Source organism: Actinoplanes sp. SE50/110 (assembly GCF_900119315.1).
GTDB lineage: Bacteria > Actinomycetota > Actinomycetes > Mycobacteriales > Micromonosporaceae > Actinoplanes.
Genome location: NZ_LT827010.1, coordinates 52,335 through 70,953 on the forward strand (window position 1 = coordinate 52,335; position 18,619 = coordinate 70,953).

At 71.2% G+C, this 18,619-nt stretch carries 18 protein-coding genes and 1 tRNA gene; 11 read left to right on the top strand and 8 right to left on the bottom strand.

Annotated elements, in window-relative coordinates:
• Position 1: 1 nt before the first annotated feature.
• Entirely contained in the window at positions 2-1,375 is a 1,374-nt protein-coding gene (locus ACSP50_RS00255) for a serine/threonine-protein kinase (RefSeq protein WP_014687144.1), read from the top strand.
• Entirely contained in the window at positions 1,372-3,147 is a 1,776-nt protein-coding gene (gene pknB, locus ACSP50_RS00260; protein ID WP_014687145.1) for a Stk1 family PASTA domain-containing Ser/Thr kinase, read from the top strand. The genes ACSP50_RS00255 and pknB overlap by 4 nt, the downstream gene beginning before the upstream one ends.
• A 53-nt stretch (positions 3,148-3,200) precedes the next feature.
• Here the strand turns inward: pknB and ACSP50_RS00265 are convergent, their stop codons facing one another.
• Genes ACSP50_RS00265 through ACSP50_RS00280 form a run of 4 tightly spaced genes read right to left on the bottom strand, consistent with a single transcriptional unit; the run spans position 3,201 to position 7,676 of the window.
• Positions 3,201-3,860 carry an aminodeoxychorismate/anthranilate synthase component II gene (locus ACSP50_RS00265; protein ID WP_014687146.1) on the bottom strand — a complete coding sequence of 220 codons (660 nt, stop codon included), beginning with the start codon at positions 3,858-3,860 and terminating at the stop codon, positions 3,201-3,203.
• On the bottom strand, positions 3,853-4,149 hold the full coding sequence (locus ACSP50_RS00270) for a hypothetical protein (RefSeq protein WP_014687147.1): 297 nt from the start codon (positions 4,147-4,149) through the stop codon (positions 3,853-3,855). Before ACSP50_RS00270 ends, ACSP50_RS00265 begins: the two co-directional genes overlap by 8 nt.
• Before the next feature lie 3 nt (positions 4,150-4,152).
• Positions 4,153-6,903 carry a class E sortase gene (locus tag ACSP50_RS43645; RefSeq protein ID WP_014687148.1) on the bottom strand — a complete coding sequence of 917 codons (2,751 nt, stop codon included), beginning with the start codon at positions 6,901-6,903 and terminating at the stop codon, positions 4,153-4,155.
• The gene (locus ACSP50_RS00280) at positions 6,900-7,676 is read right to left on the bottom strand and encodes a DUF881 domain-containing protein (RefSeq protein ID WP_014687149.1); all 777 of its coding nucleotides are present in this window, start codon (positions 7,674-7,676) and stop codon (positions 6,900-6,902) included. Before ACSP50_RS00280 ends, ACSP50_RS43645 begins: the two co-directional genes overlap by 4 nt.
• 149 nt (positions 7,677-7,825) lie before the next feature.
• On the opposite strand from ACSP50_RS00280, the gene ACSP50_RS00285 reads away from it, so the two are divergent.
• From ACSP50_RS00285 to ACSP50_RS00305, 5 genes are all read left to right on the top strand, one after another.
• Complete coding sequence (locus ACSP50_RS00285) at positions 7,826-8,089, top strand: cell division protein CrgA (protein ID WP_014687150.1); 264 nt, start codon at positions 7,826-7,828, stop codon at positions 8,087-8,089.
• Between the two features lie 169 nt (positions 8,090-8,258).
• Positions 8,259-10,406 (top strand): (Fe-S)-binding protein, encoded by a 2,148-nt coding sequence (locus tag ACSP50_RS00290; RefSeq protein ID WP_014687151.1) that lies wholly within the window; start codon positions 8,259-8,261, stop codon positions 10,404-10,406.
• A 156-nt stretch (positions 10,407-10,562) separates the two neighbouring features.
• On the top strand, positions 10,563-11,900 hold the full coding sequence (locus ACSP50_RS00295) for a hemolysin family protein (protein ID WP_014687152.1): 1,338 nt from the start codon (positions 10,563-10,565) through the stop codon (positions 11,898-11,900).
• Positions 11,893-12,945: a CNNM domain-containing protein gene (locus ACSP50_RS00300; protein ID WP_014687153.1), complete on the top strand. Its 1,053-nt coding sequence runs from the start codon at positions 11,893-11,895 to the stop codon at positions 12,943-12,945. The genes ACSP50_RS00295 and ACSP50_RS00300 overlap by 8 nt, the downstream gene beginning before the upstream one ends.
• Before the next feature lie 190 nt (positions 12,946-13,135).
• Complete coding sequence (locus ACSP50_RS00305) at positions 13,136-13,990, top strand: laminin G domain-containing protein (RefSeq protein ID WP_014687154.1); 855 nt, start codon at positions 13,136-13,138, stop codon at positions 13,988-13,990.
• A 387-nt stretch (positions 13,991-14,377) separates the two neighbouring features.
• Here ACSP50_RS00305 and ACSP50_RS00315 read toward each other — a convergent pair.
• Both ACSP50_RS00315 and ACSP50_RS00320 read right to left on the bottom strand, forming a co-directional pair.
• Positions 14,378-14,451 (bottom strand) — tRNA-Gly (locus ACSP50_RS00315).
• 151 nt (positions 14,452-14,602) lie between these two features.
• Entirely contained in the window at positions 14,603-15,109 is a 507-nt protein-coding gene (locus tag ACSP50_RS00320; protein ID WP_014687155.1) for a pyridoxamine 5'-phosphate oxidase family protein, read from the bottom strand.
• A 180-nt stretch (positions 15,110-15,289) separates the two neighbouring features.
• Between ACSP50_RS00320 and dcd the strand changes: the two genes are divergently transcribed.
• From dcd to ACSP50_RS00335, 3 genes are all read left to right on the top strand, one after another.
• A complete protein-coding gene (gene dcd / locus ACSP50_RS00325) occupies positions 15,290-15,868 on the top strand; it encodes a dCTP deaminase (RefSeq protein ID WP_014687156.1) in 579 nt (192 codons plus the stop codon).
• Positions 15,869-15,946: 78 nt separating this feature from the next.
• The gene (locus tag ACSP50_RS00330) at positions 15,947-16,189 is read left to right on the top strand and encodes a hypothetical protein (protein ID WP_014687157.1); all 243 of its coding nucleotides are present in this window, start codon (positions 15,947-15,949) and stop codon (positions 16,187-16,189) included.
• 37 nt (positions 16,190-16,226) lie between these two features.
• A complete protein-coding gene (locus tag ACSP50_RS00335; protein ID WP_014687158.1) occupies positions 16,227-16,505 on the top strand; it encodes a YciI family protein in 279 nt (92 codons plus the stop codon).
• Between the two features lie 62 nt (positions 16,506-16,567).
• Here ACSP50_RS00335 and ACSP50_RS00340 read toward each other — a convergent pair whose 3' ends face one another.
• A complete protein-coding gene (locus tag ACSP50_RS00340) occupies positions 16,568-17,155 on the bottom strand; it encodes a phosphoribosyltransferase (RefSeq protein WP_052311856.1) in 588 nt (195 codons plus the stop codon).
• A 122-nt stretch (positions 17,156-17,277) separates the two neighbouring features.
• Here ACSP50_RS00340 and ACSP50_RS00345 point away from each other — a divergent pair, with 122 nt between their 5' ends.
• Positions 17,278-18,405 (top strand): PP2C family protein-serine/threonine phosphatase, encoded by a 1,128-nt coding sequence (locus tag ACSP50_RS00345; protein ID WP_014687160.1) that lies wholly within the window; start codon positions 17,278-17,280, stop codon positions 18,403-18,405.
• On the opposite strand, the gene ACSP50_RS41410 is transcribed toward ACSP50_RS00345, so the two are convergent.
• The gene (locus tag ACSP50_RS41410) at positions 18,402-18,554 is read right to left on the bottom strand and encodes a hypothetical protein (RefSeq protein WP_014687161.1); all 153 of its coding nucleotides are present in this window, start codon (positions 18,552-18,554) and stop codon (positions 18,402-18,404) included. The two genes, ACSP50_RS00345 and ACSP50_RS41410, sit on opposite strands and share 4 nt — an antisense overlap.
• Between the last annotated feature and the right edge of the window lie 65 nt (positions 18,555-18,619).

Here is an 18,619-nt window from a genome sequence, read left to right on the forward strand (position 1 = left end):
CATGATCCGCCCGGGGGTCACGCTCGGTGGGCGCTACCGCTTGGAGGAGCGGATCGCCGGCGGCGGTATGGGTGACGTGTGGCGCGGCACGGACGACGTGCTGGGCCGGACGGTCGCCGTCAAGATCTTGCTGCCCGCGCTGCTCGACGAGCCCGGCTTCGCCGAGCGGTTCCGCGGCGAGGCGCGCACCATGGCGACGATCAACCACCCCGGTGTGGTCGACGTCTACGACTACGGCAGCGATCAGCAACTCGCGTTCCTGGTGATGGAGTACGTCGAGGGTGACGCGCTGTCGCGCACGTTGAGCCGGGTCGGCCGGCTCACCCCGGCCCGGACCATGGCCCTGGTCGCGCAGGCTGCCGACGCACTGCAGGCCGCGCATGCGAACGGCATCGTGCACCGCGACGTGAAGCCCGGCAACCTGCTGGTCCGGCCGAACGGCACGCTGGTCCTGACCGACTTCGGGATCGCCCGGTCCGCCCTGGTCGGGCAGCTCACGGTGGCCGGCGCGGTGCTCGGCACGGCGTCGTACATCTCGCCGGAGCAGGCTGCCGGCGACGTGGCCACCCCGGCCTCCGATGTGTATGCCCTCGGTGTGGTCGCCTACCAGTGCCTGTCCGGGCACCGCCCGTTCGACGGCGCCACCCCGATCGAGATCGCGATGAAGCATGTCCGGGAGACGCCGCGCCCGCTGCCCGGCGACATCCCGCCGGCGGTCCGCGCCATCGTGGAGCGGGCGCTCTCCAAGGACCCGGCCGCCCGCTGGCCCAGCGCCGCGGCGATGGCCGCGGTCGCCCGGCAGGCCGCCGCCTCCCTGACCACCACCGTGCAGCCGCCGATGAACCACCACCAGCCGGTGCGGGCCACCTCGTCCGGTCCGGCGCCGCAGGCCCGGGCCTCGGTGCCGCGGCCCATCTCGGGTGCCCGGGGCGCCGCATCGGTGCCGTCCTCGGTGCCGCCGGTCCAGTCGGTGCCGCCGGTGCCGTCCGTGCCCCCGGTACAGTCCGCGCCGCCGGTACCGACGCCGATGCCGCCGCACTACCGTCCGCCGTCCGGTCCGCCGGTCAGCAACTACCCGCAGCAGCCGATGCGGATGACCAAGCCCGAGGGCGCCTTCGGCCGTCAGGTGCTGATCGTGCTCGCCGTCGTCCTGGCGCTTCTCGTCCTGCTGTGTGCCGGGGTCATCTCGTTCCTGTATCGACATGGCATCAGCGCAGCCGCCGCCGAAAACGCGCTGGGTGATCGCAGCAGCTCGGCGGCTATCCTCCGCATGGGCGTGGCCGACGACCGGGTGTCAACGGCGTCGTACCGTCTAATGAAGGCCGGCCCCCAGCTCGGCCTGATCCGACCGAACGAAGGACGACAGACGCTATGACGGCGCAGGCCCGACTGCTCGGTGGCAGGTATCAGGTCGGCGAGCTGCTCGGCTATGGCGGCATGGCGGAGGTGCACCGGGGACGCGACCTCCGCCTCGGCCGGGACGTTGCGATCAAGATGTTGCGCACCGACCTGGCCCGGGACGCCACTTTCCAGGAGCGGTTCCGGCGCGAGGCGCAGAATTCCGCGGCCCTGAATCACCCGGCCATCGTGGCCGTCTACGACACCGGCGAGGAGATTTCCGCCACCGGTGAGAAGCTTCCGTTCATCGTCATGGAGTTCGTCAACGGACGCACTCTGAAAGAGGTCCTCGCCCAGGAGCAGCGGCTGCAGCCGCGCCGGGCGCTGGAAATCATCGCCGACATCTGCGCCGCCCTGGAGTTCAGCCACCGGCACGGCATCATCCACCGGGACATCAAGCCGGGCAACGTGATGATCACGCAGAACGGCCAGGTCAAGGTCATGGACTTCGGCATCGCCCGGGCCCTGGCCAGCGGCGCCACCACGATGACCCAGACCAGCGCGGTGATCGGCACGGCCCAGTACCTGTCGCCCGAGCAGGCCCGCGGCGAGGCGGTCGATGCCCGCTCCGATGTGTACGCGGCCGGCTGCGTCCTGTTCGAGCTCCTCGTCGGGCACCCGCCGTTCGTCGGCGACAGCCCGGTCAGCGTGGCCTACCAGCACGTCCGTGAGGACCCGCGGGCACCCAGCTCGATCAGCCGCGACATCCCGCCGGACGTCGACGCGATCGTGCTGAAAGCCCTGGCGAAAAACCCGCTGAACCGGTACCAGAGCGCCCAGGAGATGCGCGCCGACGCGCTGCGCGCGGTCTCCGGCCGCCCGGTCATGGCCACCCCGGTGATGAACCAGGCCGAGACGGTCGCCCTGAACAACGGTCCCCGCCAGTGGCAGCCGCAGGCCGCCACCACCATGCAGCGGCCGATGCCGGCCGCGGTGGCCGGCGGCCGTCCGGCCGACAACAGGCAGTCCTGGGTGTGGGCCGCGCTGGCCGGCCTGGGCGTGCTCGTGGTGATCGTGCTCGGCGTCGCGCTGGCGCTGAACAAGACCGACAAGGGCGGCGATCAGAAACCGGCCGCGCAGGCGCAGGTGCCCGACCTCAAGGGGCTGACGGCGGGCCAGGCCCAGCAGAAACTGAGCCAGCTCGGGTTCACCAACGTCACCGCCGGTGATCCGAAAGAGGACAAGGACTGCAAGGGCGAGGTGAGCGACCAGACCCCGCCCAAGGGGAACACGGTGCCGGTCACCACCCAGGTCACCTACACCATCTGCAACCCGCCGAAGTCGGTGCAGGTGCCGACCGGTCTGGTCGGCGGCACCAAGTCCTCGGCCGAGCAGGCCCTGCGGAACGTCGGCCTGGTGCCGAAGTTCAAGCCCGTCGACAGCACCTCGCCGAAGGATCAGGTCGTCAACGTCGACCAGCAGGGTGATTCGGTCCCGCCGGGCACCGAGATCGTCGTGAGCATCTCGAACAACGAGCTCATCCTGGTGCCGGACGTGGTCGGCCGCAGCCAGGACGCGGCCATGGCGCTGCTGCAGAACGCCGGCCTGAACGTCACCGTGGAAACCGTGAACACCGGCGGTGACCCGGGCAAGGTGATCAGCCAGAGCCGGAAGCCGAAGAGCAAGGCGAAGGCGGGCGATCCCATCTCGATCACCGTCGTCAGCACCGACACCCCGCCGAGCGGAGACCCGTCACCCGACCCGACGGACACCTCCGGCACCGGTGGCGGCATCGGGACCAACGAGTAGGTCAGACAGACAGAAGGAGCCGGCGGATGCCGGCTCCTTCTGTCGTTGAATGATCAGGCGGTGGCGAACGCCGACCGCCGCCGCGTCTCCACCTCGGCGGCCAGTTCCGGGGCCCGCTCCAGCGCCTCCGGCAGACCGCAGGCGGCCAGCCAGTTCGCCAGCATGGTGTGGCCGCCCTCGGTGAGCACCGACTCCGGATGGAACTGCACGCCCTCGATCGGCAGCGTGCGGTGCCGCATCGCCATCACCACACCCGAATCGGTGCGCCCGGTCACCTCGATCTCGTCCGGCAACGTCTCCGGCAGCACGGCCAGCGAGTGGTACCGGGTCGCGGTGAACGGGTCGGGCAGCCCGGCCAGCACACCCACACCGCGGTGGTGCACCAGCGACGTCTTGCCGTGCAGCAGCTCCGGCGCGCGGGTCACGGTCGCGCCGAACGCCGCCCCGATCGCCTGATGACCCAGGCAGACCCCGAAGAGCGGGATCTTTCCGGCGTACGACCGGATCACGTCCAGCATGATCCCGGCGCGGGTCGGCTCACCCGGGCCCGGCGACAGCAGGATGCCGGCCGCGCCGAGCCGCCCCGCATCCTCGACGGTGATCTCGTCGTTGCGGCGCACCTCGCACTCGGCGCCGAGCTGGCCCAGATACTGCACCAGGTTGAAGACGAACGAGTCGTAGTTGTCGATCACCAGAATGCGGACGTCAGTCACCGGCGAGGCCTCCGGGGTCGGGGTGGTTGGAGGACGTGCTGTACGGGATCACGTCGGGGGCGGACGCGTCCGGGTCGGCCGACGGGCCCGGCACCTGGTCGGGGGTGACCGAGTTCGGGTCGATCTGCGAGGTGTCGCCGACCTGCACGTCGTCGAAGGGCAACAGCGGCACGGCTTTCGGGAAGATCACATTCCAGAGCAGCCAGCCGACCGTGCCGAGCAGCACGACCGACATGGCCAGCTTGCTCCACAGCTGTCCCGGGAGCTTGCGCCAGATCCAGGCGTACATCCGTCAGGCCTTCGTCTTCATCTCGGCCGGCATGCCGGCGTCCGGCTTGGTCTGGTCCCGCGGCACCGACTTGACCAGCTCGGCGTGCACGATCAGCCGCTGGTAGTTGTTGAACTTCGGGTTGCACGTGGTCAGCGTGAGCAGCCGCTTCGTCGGGGCGACACCGGGCTCGTTCGGCACCGGGTCGACCACCTCGACCTGGTTCGGCTTCACGACCTGCTGGCCGTACACCTGGTAGACGTACCAGGAGTCGCGGGTCTCGACGCCGATCACGTCGCCGGGCTGCAACTCGTCGATCCGCCAGAAGATCTTCTTGATCCGGTGGCCGGCCACCGAGAAGTTGCCGACCTGGCCGGGCAGCGCGGTCTCCGGGTAGTGACCCGGGGCGTACTTGATGTCCTGCGCCCGGACCCCGTTGACGACCACCCACTCCTTGTCGAGCTTCGGGATGTAGAGACGGCCGACCAGGTTGTCACCGGGAGCGGCCGGGCCCTTCACCGCATTGCTCGGCGAGACGGTCGGGTCGTTCCACGACTGGTCCAGCTCCTGCGCGAGATGATCCTGCTCGTCCTGCACCGCGGCCGAGTTGCCGAACACCTCGTAGCCGGCGAACAGCAGCACGATCAGACCGAAAGTGATCATCAGCTCGCCGGCGCCGCGGATGCCCGTCCGCAGCCGGGAGGCCGCGGTCGGGCGGGTCAGCTCGGAGTAGACGCTCTTGTAGCCCTCGTCGGTCTGCTCCGGACGCAGCTTGACCACCTTCTCGCCGCGCTTCGGAGGCTCCTCCAGGGTGGGCTCCAGCGGCTCGTCGGCCGGAGCCTTCGGGGTGGCCGCCACCGAGGCGGCGCCCAGCGCGACCTCCGGACCGGCGGCGTCCCGGGCGGCGGCGGCCGCCTTGCCGGGCGGCAGCGCGGTCAGCTTGCCGGGCAGCGGGGTGTCCGGCGACAGGGTGGGCAGGATGCCGGTGGGCGCGTCGATGGTCCGGATGATCTGCGTCTCGGACGGGTTGGGGTTGACCGGCGGGGCGATCTCGGTGGGCTCGTTGCTCATCCAGCGGGTGTTCGGTGAGCCCATCTGCGGCGGAGAGGCGGCCGGCACCGGTGCGGTGGGGGCACTCACCGCGGCCGGCGGGGCGGCCGGAGGGCCGGAGGGGGCCGCGGGGGGAAGCGTCGGGGCCTGGGGTGCCCACGGGGTGGCCGACGGGGTCGCGGGCGCCTGAGTGGCATCCCAGGGGGTTTCCGGGGCCTGGTGGGCAGCCGGCCAGCTGGTTGTCGTGGACGCGGCGGCGGGGCCGGTCTCGATCCGCCCGGTGGCCTCCGGATCCCAGGAGGCGGCCACCCGGGCCGCCGCGGCCGGAGCGCCGACAGTCGGGACCGGGGCCGGGATCGCCGGGTTTCCGGCGGCCGGGACGGCCGGGTCCGCGTCGCGGCGGCCGGGCACCGGGGCGGTCTGGCGGGTGGGCTCGGCATCCCAGCCGGCGCTCGCGGTCGACTCGGCCGCCGGTGTCCAGGCCGGGCCGGACGGCTTGCCGGTGTCGGCCGTCCACCCGGGCACGGAGGCCGAGCCGCCGACCGGGCTGCCGGGTGCGACGGAAGCGGGACTGCCGAACGCGGGAGCCGGGCTGCCGAACGCGGGAGCCGGGCTGCCGGGCGTGGCCGATCCGTAGGCCGGGCTGCTCGGGGCCGGGGAACCGGAGACAGGGCCGCCCGGAGTGCCGGTTCCGTGCCCCGGGGAACCGGAGACAGGGCCGCCCGGAGTGCCGGGTCCGTGCCCCGGGGCAGCTGATCCGTGAGCCGGGCTGCCGGAGGTGGCCGATCCGTGCACACGGCTGCCGGAGGTCGGTCCGTAGGCCGGGCTGCCGGGCGTGGCCGGGCCGGTCGGCGCGGGGCCGCCCGGCGCCGGCTCGTAGGGGCGGGCAGCCGAAGCGGCACCGGTCACCGGCGCGGTCTGCCGGGTCGGCTCGGCGCTCCAGCCGGGAACCCCGGCCGCCGGCGTGGCGACCGTGGGCGCGGCGAACGACGGCGCGGCCGCCGGAGTCACGACGGATGCCGAAGCCGCGACGGATGCCGACCCGGTCGTCGGCGGCGCGGCGAAGGAGGGACCGACCGCCGTCGGCGCGGCGAAGGACGGTGCGGGCGCGACCGGTGCCGGCGGCGTCCCGGCCGGCTCCGCGGTGCGCGCGATGGGCACCGCGCCGGCGCCGGCGGTGGGCACCGTACCGGCTCCGGTCAGTCGCTGGGTGTCGGCGATCGCCGGGTCCGCGCCGCCGCGTACGCCAAGCGTGTCGTGGCCTTGATCGTCGGTTTCCGGCGTGGCCAGGAAGGCGAACGCCTCCGGCGCCGGCTGCGGCGCCATCGCCCGCCGCCGGGCCGCGGCCGCCGCCGCGCTGACCTCGTCGAGCGCGACGTCGCGCCCGGTCGTGGTCGCGCCGGCATCGGTGCGCGGCGTCTGGGTCGCCTCGGCGTGCGAGGTGCTCCGCGCCGGGATCTGCGCCGCCGCGATCCGCTGCCGAGCCGCGGCGTCGGCTTTGAGAATCGCGGTGTCCGATGCGGCCGGGTTGCGTGCCGATCGGGCCGGGCTCGGGCTGACGTTGGCGCCGAGGCCGACCGGTGGGGTCAGCGGGCCGCCGGGCACCCCGTCGGGCGACGCGTCGCTCAGGCGCGGGATGTATGCGGTCTGTGCCTCGGCGTCGGGTGCGCGGTGGCGTCCGCGTCCGGCCGGGGCGGCTGGCTGCTCAGCGGGCGGGGTCGTCACTGGGCCGCCTGCGCGGATCGGAGGTCGGTCGACCCGTCGTACGCCCGCACTGTCACGTCCTTTTCCGGTTTCTCCGTGTAGCCGAGGCCGAAGTCGGCAACGGCCTCACGGAACTGTCTGACTCCTTCTGCGGACTCCAACGCGCGATGCATCGCTGTGGGTTCGCCGATTGCGGTGATCTTGAAGGGCGGGGAGAAAACCTGACCGTGAAGGAGCAGCGTATTGCCCACACAGCGTACCGCGCTGGTGCTGATCACACGGACATCCATGATCGTCATGGCCTCGGCGCCACCGGCCCACATGGCGTTCACGACGGCCTGGACATCGCCCTGGTGGACGACCAGATCGTCGTTGTCGGGCGCGTTGTCGCCGAAGTCGGTGCCGCGCCGCGGGGAGTCGTTCAGGGTGACGGTGAGGCCGGGGCCGTGCAGGGCGGTGAAGCCGGCCGGCTCGCGCACCGCGTCGGCCTGCTGCCGCGCGACCTTGACCGGCGTGTCGACCTCGGCGAGCCGGGCGGTCTCCTGGTCGACCTCGGCCCGCAGCGCCGCCTCACGTTTCTCGGTGGCGGTCAGCCGTTCCCGTTTGTCGGCGATCACCTGGGCCAGTTGCGGGCGCCGGTCGTCGCGCAGCGCGGTGCCGTCGGCGGTGGTCGCGGAGGTGGTGAAGAGCAGGCCGGCAGCGAGCGCGATCAGCGGCACGCCGACCGACCAGATGGTCTGCCGGCCGCCCGCGGCGCGCCCCAGAACCACGCGCCAAGCGTCTCGAAAAGCCACCCCAGCCTCCCTCGGGAACAGACGGCGGGTATTTTCTCGCCCCGGCGGGTGCCTGTCCGCACGCCGTCTTGATTACGCTAGCGGGCGAACAGTATTCGTCACGGGCAGCGTTCGGAGTCCCCGGAGCCGCTCACCCTCAGGAGAGTTCCGTGCCCAAGTCGCAGGTTCGTAAGAAGAAGGTCTACACCCCGCCGTCGGACATCCGCCCCGCGGTCACCGCGGCGTCCAAGAAGCCGAGCCCGGTCTGGCTGCCGGCGCTGGCGGTGGCCCTGATCGTCGTGGGCATCGCCTGGCTGGTCGTCTACTACCTCTCCTCGCAGCAGTACCCGGTGGAGAGCTGGCGGTACTGGAACCTGGCGGTCGGTTTCGGGTGCATGGTGGCTTCGCTGGGCATTCTCTCCCGCTGGCGGTGAGGGACCCGGCCGGGTCCGTGTGAAATTCGTCCAAACCAAGCGCACCCCCGCCTGGCGTGGGGTGCGCTTTCGGCTGAGGGTCCGCAAGTCTTGACCTGCGGTCCGCACCGGCCTATTACTCATGGGTAACATAGGCTGGCGCCCAGCCGACCGAGGAGGCACAACGCACATGGGCTACGCGCAGATCATCGCCACCGTCTTGTCGGTGGCGGTCACGGTGGTGGCCGTCGCCCTGGCGGTGCGCGCCGTTCTCACCATCACCAGGGTGATCCGATCGGGCCAGCCGGCCCCGGAGCGGTTCACCGACAAGGGCACCCGGACCAAGACCCTGCTCAGGGAGTCGGTCGGGCACACACGGATGCTGAAGTGGAGCGCCATCGGCGCGGCCCACTGGTTCGTGATGTTCTCCTTCATCATCCTGTCGTCGCTGGTTCTCGAGGCGTACTGGGAGGTGGTCACCCCGCACGGCGAACTGCCGCTGATCGGTGAGTGGTCGATCTTCGGGTTCGTCACCGAGTGGTTCGGGATCCTCGGCACGATCGGCATCCTCTACCTGATCCTCGTGCGCCAGCGGAACAAGCCGGGCGCCACCAAGCGCAGCCGGTTCCTCGGCTCCACGATGTGGCAGGCGTACTTCGTCGAGTCGATCATCGTGGGCGTGCTGGTCTGCGGGTTCCTGATCCGGGGCTTCAAGGTCGCCAACGGGACGTTCCCCTACCCGACCTGGGCCGCCCCGCTCTCCCACGCGATCGGCGGCGTGCTGCCCGCCTGGCACGACGCGCCCACCTGGGTCGCCCTGGTCAAGCTGCTCATCTCGATGGGCTGGCTGATCACCATCTCGCTGAACCCGACGATGGGCGTGGCCTGGCACCGCTTCCTGGCGTTCTTCAACATCTTCTTCAAGCGCAGCCCGGAGAAGCCGGCCGGTTCGGGCCTGGGCGCTTTGAAGCCGATGATGAGCGAGGGCAAGCCGCTCGACTTCGAGGAGGCCGACCCGGAGAAGGATCTGTTCGGCGTCGCCCAGGTCGAGCAGTTCACCTGGAAGGGCCTGCTGGACTTCTCCACCTGCACGGAGTGCGGCCGCTGCCAGTCGCAGTGCCCGGCGTGGAACACCGCCAAGCCGCTCTCGCCCAAGCTGCTGGTGCTGTCGCTGCGCGACCACGCGTACGCCAAGGCGCCCTACCTGCTGGCCGGTGGCGGCAAGGACCTGACCGGCGAGGAGAAGGCGACCGAGGCGCAGCTGGCGCACATGGACGTGCTCGCGCTGGCCGAGGGCAACCGCCCGCTGATCGGTGGCGTCGACGAGAACGGCGTGATCGACCCGGACGTGCTCTGGTCCTGCACCACCTGCGGCGCCTGCGTCGAGCAGTGCCCGGTCGACATCGAGCACATCGACCACATCGTCGACATGCGCCGCTACCAGGTGCTGATCGAGTCGTCGTTCCCCAGCGAGGCCGGCGTGATGCTGCGCAACCTGGAGAACAAGGGCAACCCGTGGGGCGCCCCGCAGAACACCCGCGAGGACTGGACCAAGGGCCTCGACTTCGAGGTGCCGCGGGTCGGCGAGACCGAGGACTTCGATTACCTGTTCTGGGTCGGCTGCGCCGGCGCGTTCGAGGACCGGGCGAAGAAGACCACCCGGGCGGTCGCGACGCTGCTGCACGAGGCCGGTGTGAATTACGCCATCCTCGGCGAGGGCGAGACCTGCACCGGTGACCCGGCTCGCCGGATCGGCAACGAGTTCATCTTCCAGATGCTCGCCCAGCAGAACGTCGAGACGCTCACCGAGGCCTTCGGGGATCGGAAGGTCAAGCGGATCGTCGCCACCTGCCCGCACTGCTTCAACACCCTCGGCAACGAGTACGAGCAGCTCGGCCTGAAGGTCGAGGTCGTACACCACACGCAGCTGCTGGCCCACCTGGTCAAGGAGGGGAAGCTCACCCCGGTCCAGCCGATCGACGGTGACATCACCTACCACGACCCGTGCTACCTGGGCCGGCACAACCGGGTGTTCGACGCGCCCCGCGAGGTTCTCGGGGAGACCGGCAACCTCATCGAGATGCCGCGCAACTCCGAGCGCTCCTTCTGCTGCGGCGCCGGTGGCGCCCGGATGTGGATGGAGGAGCGGATCGGCAAGCGGATCAACGTCGAGCGGACCGAGGAAGCGCTGGCCACCGGGGCGAAGACGATCGCGGTGGGCTGCCCGTTCTGCTACACGATGATCGGCGACGGGGTGACCGGCAAGGGCAAGCAGGAAGAGGTCGAGGTGGTCGACGTGGCCACGGTCCTGCTGCGCTCGCTCAAGCAGGAAGCTTAAAAGACCCGATTACTCGGTACGTCGTGCCGCGGCGGCCGGTTCCTGACGAACCGGCCGCCGCGGCCGTGGTGACAAACGGTCGATAAGCCGACTGACCACCACGGTTGGTACCGGATGGACCCGGTCCGGCAGAATGGGCACCGAGGTGAAGCGATCATGGACGGCCTGCTCCTGACCGCGGTGCTCCCGTTGGCGGCTTTCGCGCTGCTGACGGCGGGCAACGCGTTTTTCGTGGCCGCCGAGTTCGGGCTGGTCACTGTCGACCGGGCGGAGATCGACCAGCGTGCCGCGGAGGGTGACCGCCGGGCCCGGACGGTCCGGACCGCACTGCACTCGTTGTCTTTCCAGCTCTCCGGCGCCCAGCTCGGCATCACACTGACCGCACTGCTGACCGGCTATCTCGCCGAGCCGGCCCTGTCCCGGCTGATCATGCCGGCGGTGGAGCCGGTCGCGGGGGCCGCCGCGGAGACCGTCACGCACGTCCTCGCCCTGGTCGTCGCCACCCTGGTGTCGATGCTCTTCGGTGAGCTGGTGCCGAAGAACGCCGCGCTGGCCCGCCCGATGGGTCTCGCGCTGGCCACCGCGGGCCCGCTGCGCGGCTTCTCCCGGCTCTTCAAGTTCATGATCGCCGCGCTCAACGGAACGGCGAACTGGCTGGTCCGCCGGATCGGCGTCGAGCCGCAGGAGGAGCTGGCCAGCGCCCGCTCGCCGGAGGAGCTGGGGCTGCTCGCGGCGATCAGCGCCCGGGCCGGCGCGCTGCCCACCGAGACCGCGACGCTGATGCGCCGCACCATCCGGTTCGGTGAGAAACGCGCGGCCAAGGCGATGACCCCGCGGGTCGACGTGGTGGGGTTGAAAACCACGGCGAGCGTCGCCGACCTGATCACGGTGGCCCGGGAGACCGGGCACACCCGATTTCCGGTGTACGAGAACACCCTCGACGTGGTGACCGGCGTGGCCGGGGTGAACGACGCGCTCGGCGTGCCACCCGAACGCCGCGCCGCGACCCGGGTGTCGGTGCTCGCCCGGGAGCCGGTCTACGTACCGGAGAGCCTCGGTCTGGACAAGGTGCTCGCCGCGCTGCGGGCCGCGGACGCCGACCTGGCGATCGTGGTCGACGAGTACGGCGGCACCGACGGCGTCGTCTCCGTCGAGGACCTGATCGAGGAGCTGGTCGGCGAGATCGCCGACGAGTACGACACCGAGCTCGACGAGACCGGCACCGCCGAGCTGACCGCCCCCGGCGGGGAGAAGACCTACCTGGTCGACGGCCTCCTGCGGGAGGACGAGGTGCTGGAGCAGACCGGGTTCGCGCTGCCCGAGGGGCCGTACGAGACGCTGGCCGGCTTCCTGCTGGCCCGGCTCGGGCACATCCCGGTGGTCGGTGAGTCGCTGGAGGAGCACGGGTGGGAGTTCACCGTGATGGAGGTCGACCGGCACCGGATCGAACAGGTCCGGGTCGTGGCCCCGCCCGAGGAGCCGGCCGATGACTAACGTGCTGATCACGGTGCTGCTGCTGCTCGGTAACGGACTTTTCGTCGGCGGCGAGTTCGCGCTGATCGCCTCCCGGCGCACCGCGATCGAGCCGCTGGCCGCCACCTCCAAGGCCGCGCGCTGGGCGCTGTCCGCGATGAACCAGATCCCGCTGATGATCGCCGGGGCGCAGCTGGGCATCACCATCTGCTCGCTGACCCTCGGCGCGATCGCCGAGAAGGCGCTGGCCCAGGTGCTGCAGAGCCATTTCCAGACGGTTCACCTGCCGGAGCGGGCGGCGCACCCGGTCGCGCTCGTGCTCGCCCTGGTCGTCGTCGTGTTCCTGCACACGGTGGTCGGCGAGATGGTGCCGAAGAACATCACGCTGGCCGGGCCGGAACGCTCGGCGCTCATCCTCGGCCCGTTCATGCTGGCCTTCTGCACGGCCACCAAACCGCTGCTGATCGCGATGCGCTGGGCGTCCCGGACCGTGCTGCGGCTGTGGAAGATCGAGGCCACCGACGCGGTGAAGACCGTCTTCACCGCCGAGGAGCTGGCCGGGATGGTCACCCAGGCGCGCAGCGAGGGGCTGCTGGGCTCGGAGCAGTACGCCCGGATCCATGCGGCGCTCGGGCTGAACAACCGGACCGCCGCGGACACCCTGCTGTCCTGGTCGCGGGTGACGACGGTGGCGGCGGACGTGTCGCCGGCGACGCTGGAGGCGGTGGCGACACGGAGTGGGCGGTCGCGCTTTCCGGTGGTGCAGCGGGACACCCGGCGGGTGCTCGGGTTCGTGCACGTGAAAGACATCCTCGGGTATTCGGGGGCGCAGCGGCGGCTGCCCATTCCGGCGGAAGTGATCCGGCCGCTGGCGGTGGTGGCTCCGGAGCGCAGCCTGGCCGAGCTGCTGCTGACGATGCGGCGGGATCGGCTGCACATCGTGCTGGTGAGCGACGGGCGGCGGCCGCTCGGGGTGATCACGCTGGATGACGTGCTGCACGCGGTGATCGGGGAGCGGTCGCATGCCGCGGCGCACTCGGCGCCGGTGGTGGCGCGGCCGCGCTGATCCGCTTCTCTTCGGCCGCCTTCTCCCCCTCCATGGTTTCGCGTGTGGCGGTTCGTGCGAACGGGTTGATCCGTGAGTGGGGACGGTGGGGTCGTTCAGGTTCGGCATTTCGGGCGAACGCGTACGGGTGGTCTCTGGCATGTCCGGAGTTTCGGCACGGACGGCAAGCGACAATGCGGACAATAACCCCATGCATCACTCCCGGCGGCGTGCCCATTCGTTCGGCGCCCTGTCCACCACCCTCCTCCTGGGCAGCCTGCTCCTGCTGGCCCCCCGCCCCGGCACCCCGGCGATCGGCGGTCCGGCGATCCGCCTGGCCACCCCACCCGCGGCCGGCGTCCTGCCCAACGCCACCCGGTTCCCGTTGCCCGCCGACCTCGGCCGGGTGCAGACCGCCTCGGCCCCCGTCAGCCTGCGCTACGACTTCGACGGCGGCGTCGGCAAACCGATCGAGGACACCGGCGGCGGCCACGAATTGCGCCCGCTCGGCCAGAACGGCGGCGAGCTCCGCCTCGTACCGGAGGGAAGTGGCCTGGCCGTCGCCTACCCGGACCGGTGCACGCTGGCCCGGGAACGGGACTGCCCGCGGGCGATCCTGGAGGGTCAGCGCGACGACACCCTCAACCCGGGCCGCCGGCCGCTCCGCTACGGCGCCTCGGTGCTGATGACCCACGCCGATCTGGCCGACGGCGCGAACGTCGTCCAGAAAGGCTATTCGGTCGGCGGCGTCAGCCAGTTCAAGCTGCAGGTCGACCACCGGCAGGGGCACCCCAGCTGTGTGATCACCGGCAACCGGGCACACATCTACCGCGCCGAACCCCCGATCGACGTGGCCGACGGGCACTGGCACGACCTCGAGTGCAGTCGCACCGAAGGCAGGCTCGCCCTGCAGGTCGACGGCACCCCGTACGCGTCCGTCCCGGTCCCGCCCAGCCTGTCGATCGCCAACGCCGAACCCCTCCGGGTGGGTGGCAAGGGCCCGGCCCGAGGCAACGACCAGTTCGCCGGCGAGATCGACAACGTCTTCCTCACCATCGGCCCGTAGCTACCGGTGGATGTCGATGCCCACATCGACGACATCATCCTCGATGCCGCGAATGCCGTCCGCCCGGTCCAAGGCCCGGCAATTCGAACCCGCCCTCCAGCGCGCCCGACCTGACCGGCGGTGCCTCAGCCCGCGCATCCCGCCCGGCACGCGCCCCGGCGCCGCCCCCGCGCCGCCCCGCCGCCTCCAGTGCGTCCGGGCCGCCCTCATCGAGCTTGCTGCCCTCAGTGCGTCTGGGCCGCCCTCATCGAGCTTGCCGCGTCCAGCGCGCCCGCCGGCCCGGCCCGTCCGCCGCACGTCGACGCGGTGCGTTCCGGCTGCCGATGCTGCCTCTGGAATAACGAAAGCCCTGGTCAGGACCAGCGGTCATGACCAGGGCTTTCCACGTGGAGCGGGTGACGGGAATCGAACCCGCGCTGTCAGCTTGGGAAGCTGATGTTCTGCCATTGAACTACACCCGCAAGCGGCCTCACTGTACCTGATTATCCGGCTCCATGGCGGAAGCACCCCGCACTGTGGTCAGCCGGCACCACCCCCGGCGTAACGGATAGCGGGGCGACCTGGGGATTCGTGGGCCGGCCCGCTCCTGCGCCGCCGCGCGGCGGGGAGGTCTCAGCCGGCCATGGCCAGGGGGCGGGGGGACTTCTGTGGGGACCTCCACTTCTGGGTGATCGGGATGAGCAGCGGGGCGGCGGCCAACGGGAGGGCGCCGGCCGGGCCGTGGTGGCGGAGGGTGGCCGACTCGACGCTCAGCTCGAAGAGGCGCCAGTCGACGTCGGGGGAGGCGCGGAGGGCGTCGGCGATGACGGCGATCGTGCGGGGGTCGTGGACCGGGTAGGCCTGGCCGGTCAGGTAGGCCTCGTCGTCGCTCTCCTCCGGCGGGTAGGAGTGCAGGGCGTAGCGGGGGTCGCGCTCCAGGTCCCGGCGTTTCGGGGAGTCGACCAGGAAGCAGTAGAGCCCGCTGCCGGCGAAGACCGGGGAGACCGGGTGGACGCGGGGGCCGCCGTCGGGGCGGACCGTGGCGAGATAGCCCATGCCGGGGCCGTACTGCTGCAGGAGCGCACGGATGCCGGCCGCGAGCGAGGGCGCGGCAGCGGCGAATTCGGACCAGGAAGCCATACGAGCATTCTATCGAACAAGCGTTCGAATCGGCCACTGAAAACACCGATTCGGGCAGCTCAAATCCCCTGGACGGCATCTGCCGGTGGCGGGCCTGCCGGGTGGCGCGAGCGGGTGAACGCGGTAGCTGGGCGGGAGGCGCCGGGAGGGGCGCGGCGTACCGCTCGGTATGGTGTTGCGATGCTGCTCTCCGACCGTGACCTGGTTTCCGAAATCAAAGCCGGGGATCTCTCGCTGGAGCCGTTCGAGCCGTCGCTCATGCAGCCGTCCAGTATCGACGTCCGCCTTGACCGATTTTTCCGGGTGTTCAACAACCACCTCTACACCCATATCGATCCGGCCGAGCAGCAGGACGAGCTCACCGCCGAGGTCGAGGTCGAGGACGGCCAGCCGTTCGTGCTGCACCCAGGCGAGTTCGTGCTGGCGTCGACGCTTGAGGTGATCACTCTCGGGCAGCAGCTCGCGGCGCGGCTTGAGGGCAAGAGCAGCCTGGGCCGGCTCGGGCTGCTCACGCACTCGACGGCCGGTTTCATCGATCCCGGCTTCTCCGGTCACGTCACGCTGGAGCTCTCCAATGTGGCCAATCTTCCGATCAAGCTCTGGCCGGGTATGAAGATCGGGCAGCTGTGCATCTTCCGCCTGTCCAGCCCCGCCGATCACCCGTACGGTTCGGCCGTCTACGGATCGCGCTACCAGGGCCAGCGCGGCCCGACCGCGAGCCGCTCGGCGCTGAATTTCCGCACGTGGCCCACCAGGTAAAGGCACCGCCGACCAGGTAAAGACGCCGCCCGCCAGGTAATACGGCGAGCCGAGCGAAGCCCGGCCTCAGCGGTCCGGATGGTCCAGTTCGGCACCGGCACCCCCCAGGCGGGCGACGGGGGCGTCGCGCGTTCCGACGAGATCGGTCGGCACGCGTACGCCTGGCGGGCGTTCCGCAGCGTGGAGGCGCTGTCCGGCCAGCTGATGTTCGGGACGCGCGGCGGCCGCTGGGTGCGGGTGCCGACCAGCGGCCTGAGTCCGGCGCAGGTGGAGCAGGTGCTCGGGGCGGCTTTCGCCCAGGGTTTGCGGGTGCACCGCTGACCGGTCCGCCGGGATCTACGATGACGCCGTGTATCTCATGATTTCGACGTACCAGAAACCGCTGGCCGAGGTCGACCAGGCGCGGGACGAGCACATGGCGTTCGTCACCGACCTGGAGGAGCGGGGCCTGTCGGTCACCGCGGGGCGGCAGGATCCGCCGGTGGGCGGGGTCATCCTGCTGGACGTGGACACCGAGGCCGAGGCCCAGGAGCTGCTCGCGCAGGATCCTTACGTGGTGCGGGGCCTGGCGACCTACGCCGCGGTGGGCTGGCACCCGAGCCGCGGCGCGCTCGCCGGTTACCAGCGTCGGCGCTGACTCATCGCGGGGGCGACGCGTCCGCCGTGCCGCTCCAGTTCCGGCCGGACGAAGTCGCTGACTCATCGCGGGGGCGACGCGTCCGACTGTGGCGCGTCGCACTCCACGATGGGCTCCAGATCGGCCGCACTGAGCAGACTCCGGATGGTGAGCTCGGCGGTCACCCCGGGCGGGCACTCGTCCACGATCACCGCGGTTCCGATGTAGCGGTCGCCGACCAGCTTCCGCAGTCCGCGGGCCTGGGAGCCGGTGGCCGCCCAGTCGTCCACGACCAGGACCCGGTCGTCCACGGCCAGGCGCTCACGTCGTACGCCCAAGTGTTGAATGTCACCTCGATGGTCGGCCGGGACCTCGGCCCAGATCATCGGCTCGGCGATGGCGCGGCGCGCGCCGGCCCGGTAGGCCTCGACGAAGCCGACTCCGAGAGCCCGGGCGACCAGCGGTCCGAGCAGGAATCCGGTGACTTCGGGCGACACCACGACGGTGGGCCGGTCGGCGCGGAAGAGATCGGCCAGCGCCGGGCCGAGTCCGTCCAGGATCACCGGATCGCGCCACCATCCGGAGCGGTCGCTGACCAGATAGTCGGCGGGTGGCCCGGGGTCGGTCCAGCGGAAAGCGCCGCGCAGCCGGTCACGGAGATCGTCGGTCACCACGACATGGTGTCAAAGCGGCACGAGGAGAAGTGCCGGCGGCACGAGGAGAAGACGACCGACCGGACAGAACCTGATCGGACAAGGGGTCAACTTGATGCCTGACGAGTCCCGGATCGGGCATGCTGTTCGGCGGAACCATGCCTACCTTCGTGCCGGGCCGCCGCCCGATGAGCCCAGGGAACCGCGCCGGTCTCGGTGCGGCTGTCGTGCTGCTCGTGATCGTGTCCGCCGTGGAGCTGGCCAGCCCCCGCACGGTGGGTTACGTGGGCCTGTTCGCCCTGGTTCCGGTCACCGCCGCACTGTTCGCCGTCTGGCAGTACGTGCTGGGCGCCGGGATCGCGGCCACCCTGGCCGGCGCGATCTTCGTGGGGCGCGCCGGCAATGCCGGGCCGGGCGTCATGGTCTATCTGCTCGGCATCATGCTGGCGACCGGGATCGCGGTGGCCGCCGCCACCATGCGGCAGCGCCAGTCGGACCGGATCGCCGAGCTGCTGCAGCTGGCCTCGGTGGCCCAGCAGGCGGTGTTGCGCCCGATCGGCCCGCAGGTGGGCTCCTTGGCGGTCTCCGGGCGCTACATCTCGGCGACCGCCGCCGCGGACATCGGCGGTGACCTTTACGAGGCGCTGAACACGCCGTACGGGGTCCGGATCATCATCGGGGACGTGCGGGGCAAGGGCCTGGACGCGGTCCGCCTGGCCAGCATCGTCCTGGGCTCGTACCGGCATGTCGCCTACGAGCGTGCCGAGTTGAAGGCGATCGTGGCCGACCTGGATCGGGCGGTGGCCCGCAGTGTGGGCGACGAGGATTTCGTGACCGCGGCCCTGGTCGAGGAGCGTGGCGGCACGCTCACCATCGTCAACTGTGGACACCCGGCACCGCTGCTGTTGCGCCGCGGGCTGGTGATCCCGCTGGAGCCGCCGGCGCCGGCACCCCCGCTCGGGTTCATGCCGGAGGTCAAGGCGCGGGTCGAGCGGCTGGAGCCGGGTGACCGGCTGCTGCTGTTCACCGACGGTCTGGGGGAGGCGCGCCGGGAGGGCGAGTTCTTCCCGACCGCCGACCGTGCCTGGCGCCTGCTGGGCCACGGCACGGTCGGCGACGGGCTGGCGTCCCTGGAGACCGCGTTGGTCGACTGGGTGCGCGGCCGCCTGGAGGACGACATCGCTCTGGTCCTGCTGGAGTACGCGGGCCCGGACGCGGGCGCGTCGGTCCCGGTGCCGAGCTGGGAGGTCGGCGCCGCCGGCAGTTAGGCGGCGGTGTTGTCCTCGGGCTCGGCCGGGCTTGGGGCGGTCGGGGCCGGCGCGGCGACCGGCTCGGGCTGGCGGTGCCGGCCGACGTAATTTCGCGGCTGACCGGCCTGGCGCGGCTCGGGAATCAGGCTCTTGATCGTGGCGAACATGGCGTCCCCCTTGATGGTTCGCTGTCTATCCGGAGCAACGAGCCTCATCGGTACGCGATACGTGG

What these genes read in the sequence shown, in the direction of transcription:
- ACSP50_RS00305 (WP_014687154.1), top strand. Translation starts at nt 13,136, where the DNA reads ATGCATCACTCCCGGCGGCGTGCCCATTCGTTCGGCGCCCTGTCCACC.
- ACSP50_RS00345 (WP_014687160.1), top strand. Translation starts at nt 17,278, where the DNA reads ATGCTGTTCGGCGGAACCATGCCTACCTTCGTGCCGGGCCGCCGCCCG.
- ACSP50_RS00270 (WP_014687147.1), bottom strand. Translation starts at nt 4,149, where the DNA reads ATGTACGCCTGGATCTGGCGCAAGCTCCCGGGACAGCTGTGGAGCAAG.
- ACSP50_RS00335 (WP_014687158.1), top strand. Translation starts at nt 16,227, where the DNA reads ATGATTTCGACGTACCAGAAACCGCTGGCCGAGGTCGACCAGGCGCGG.
- ACSP50_RS00320 (WP_014687155.1), bottom strand. Translation starts at nt 15,109, where the DNA reads ATGGCTTCCTGGTCCGAATTCGCCGCTGCCGCGCCCTCGCTCGCGGCC.
- ACSP50_RS41410 (WP_014687161.1), bottom strand. Translation starts at nt 18,554, where the DNA reads ATGTTCGCCACGATCAAGAGCCTGATTCCCGAGCCGCGCCAGGCCGGT.
- ACSP50_RS00290 (WP_014687151.1), top strand. Translation starts at nt 8,259, where the DNA reads ATGGGCTACGCGCAGATCATCGCCACCGTCTTGTCGGTGGCGGTCACG.
- ACSP50_RS00330 (WP_014687157.1), top strand. Translation starts at nt 15,947, where the DNA reads ATGGTCCAGTTCGGCACCGGCACCCCCCAGGCGGGCGACGGGGGCGTC.
- dcd (WP_014687156.1), top strand. Translation starts at nt 15,290, where the DNA reads ATGCTGCTCTCCGACCGTGACCTGGTTTCCGAAATCAAAGCCGGGGAT.
- ACSP50_RS00300 (WP_014687153.1), top strand. Translation starts at nt 11,893, where the DNA reads ATGACTAACGTGCTGATCACGGTGCTGCTGCTGCTCGGTAACGGACTT.
- ACSP50_RS00255 (WP_014687144.1), top strand. Translation starts at nt 2, where the DNA reads ATGATCCGCCCGGGGGTCACGCTCGGTGGGCGCTACCGCTTGGAGGAG.
- pknB (WP_014687145.1), top strand. Translation starts at nt 1,372, where the DNA reads ATGACGGCGCAGGCCCGACTGCTCGGTGGCAGGTATCAGGTCGGCGAG.
- ACSP50_RS00295 (WP_014687152.1), top strand. Translation starts at nt 10,563, where the DNA reads ATGGACGGCCTGCTCCTGACCGCGGTGCTCCCGTTGGCGGCTTTCGCG.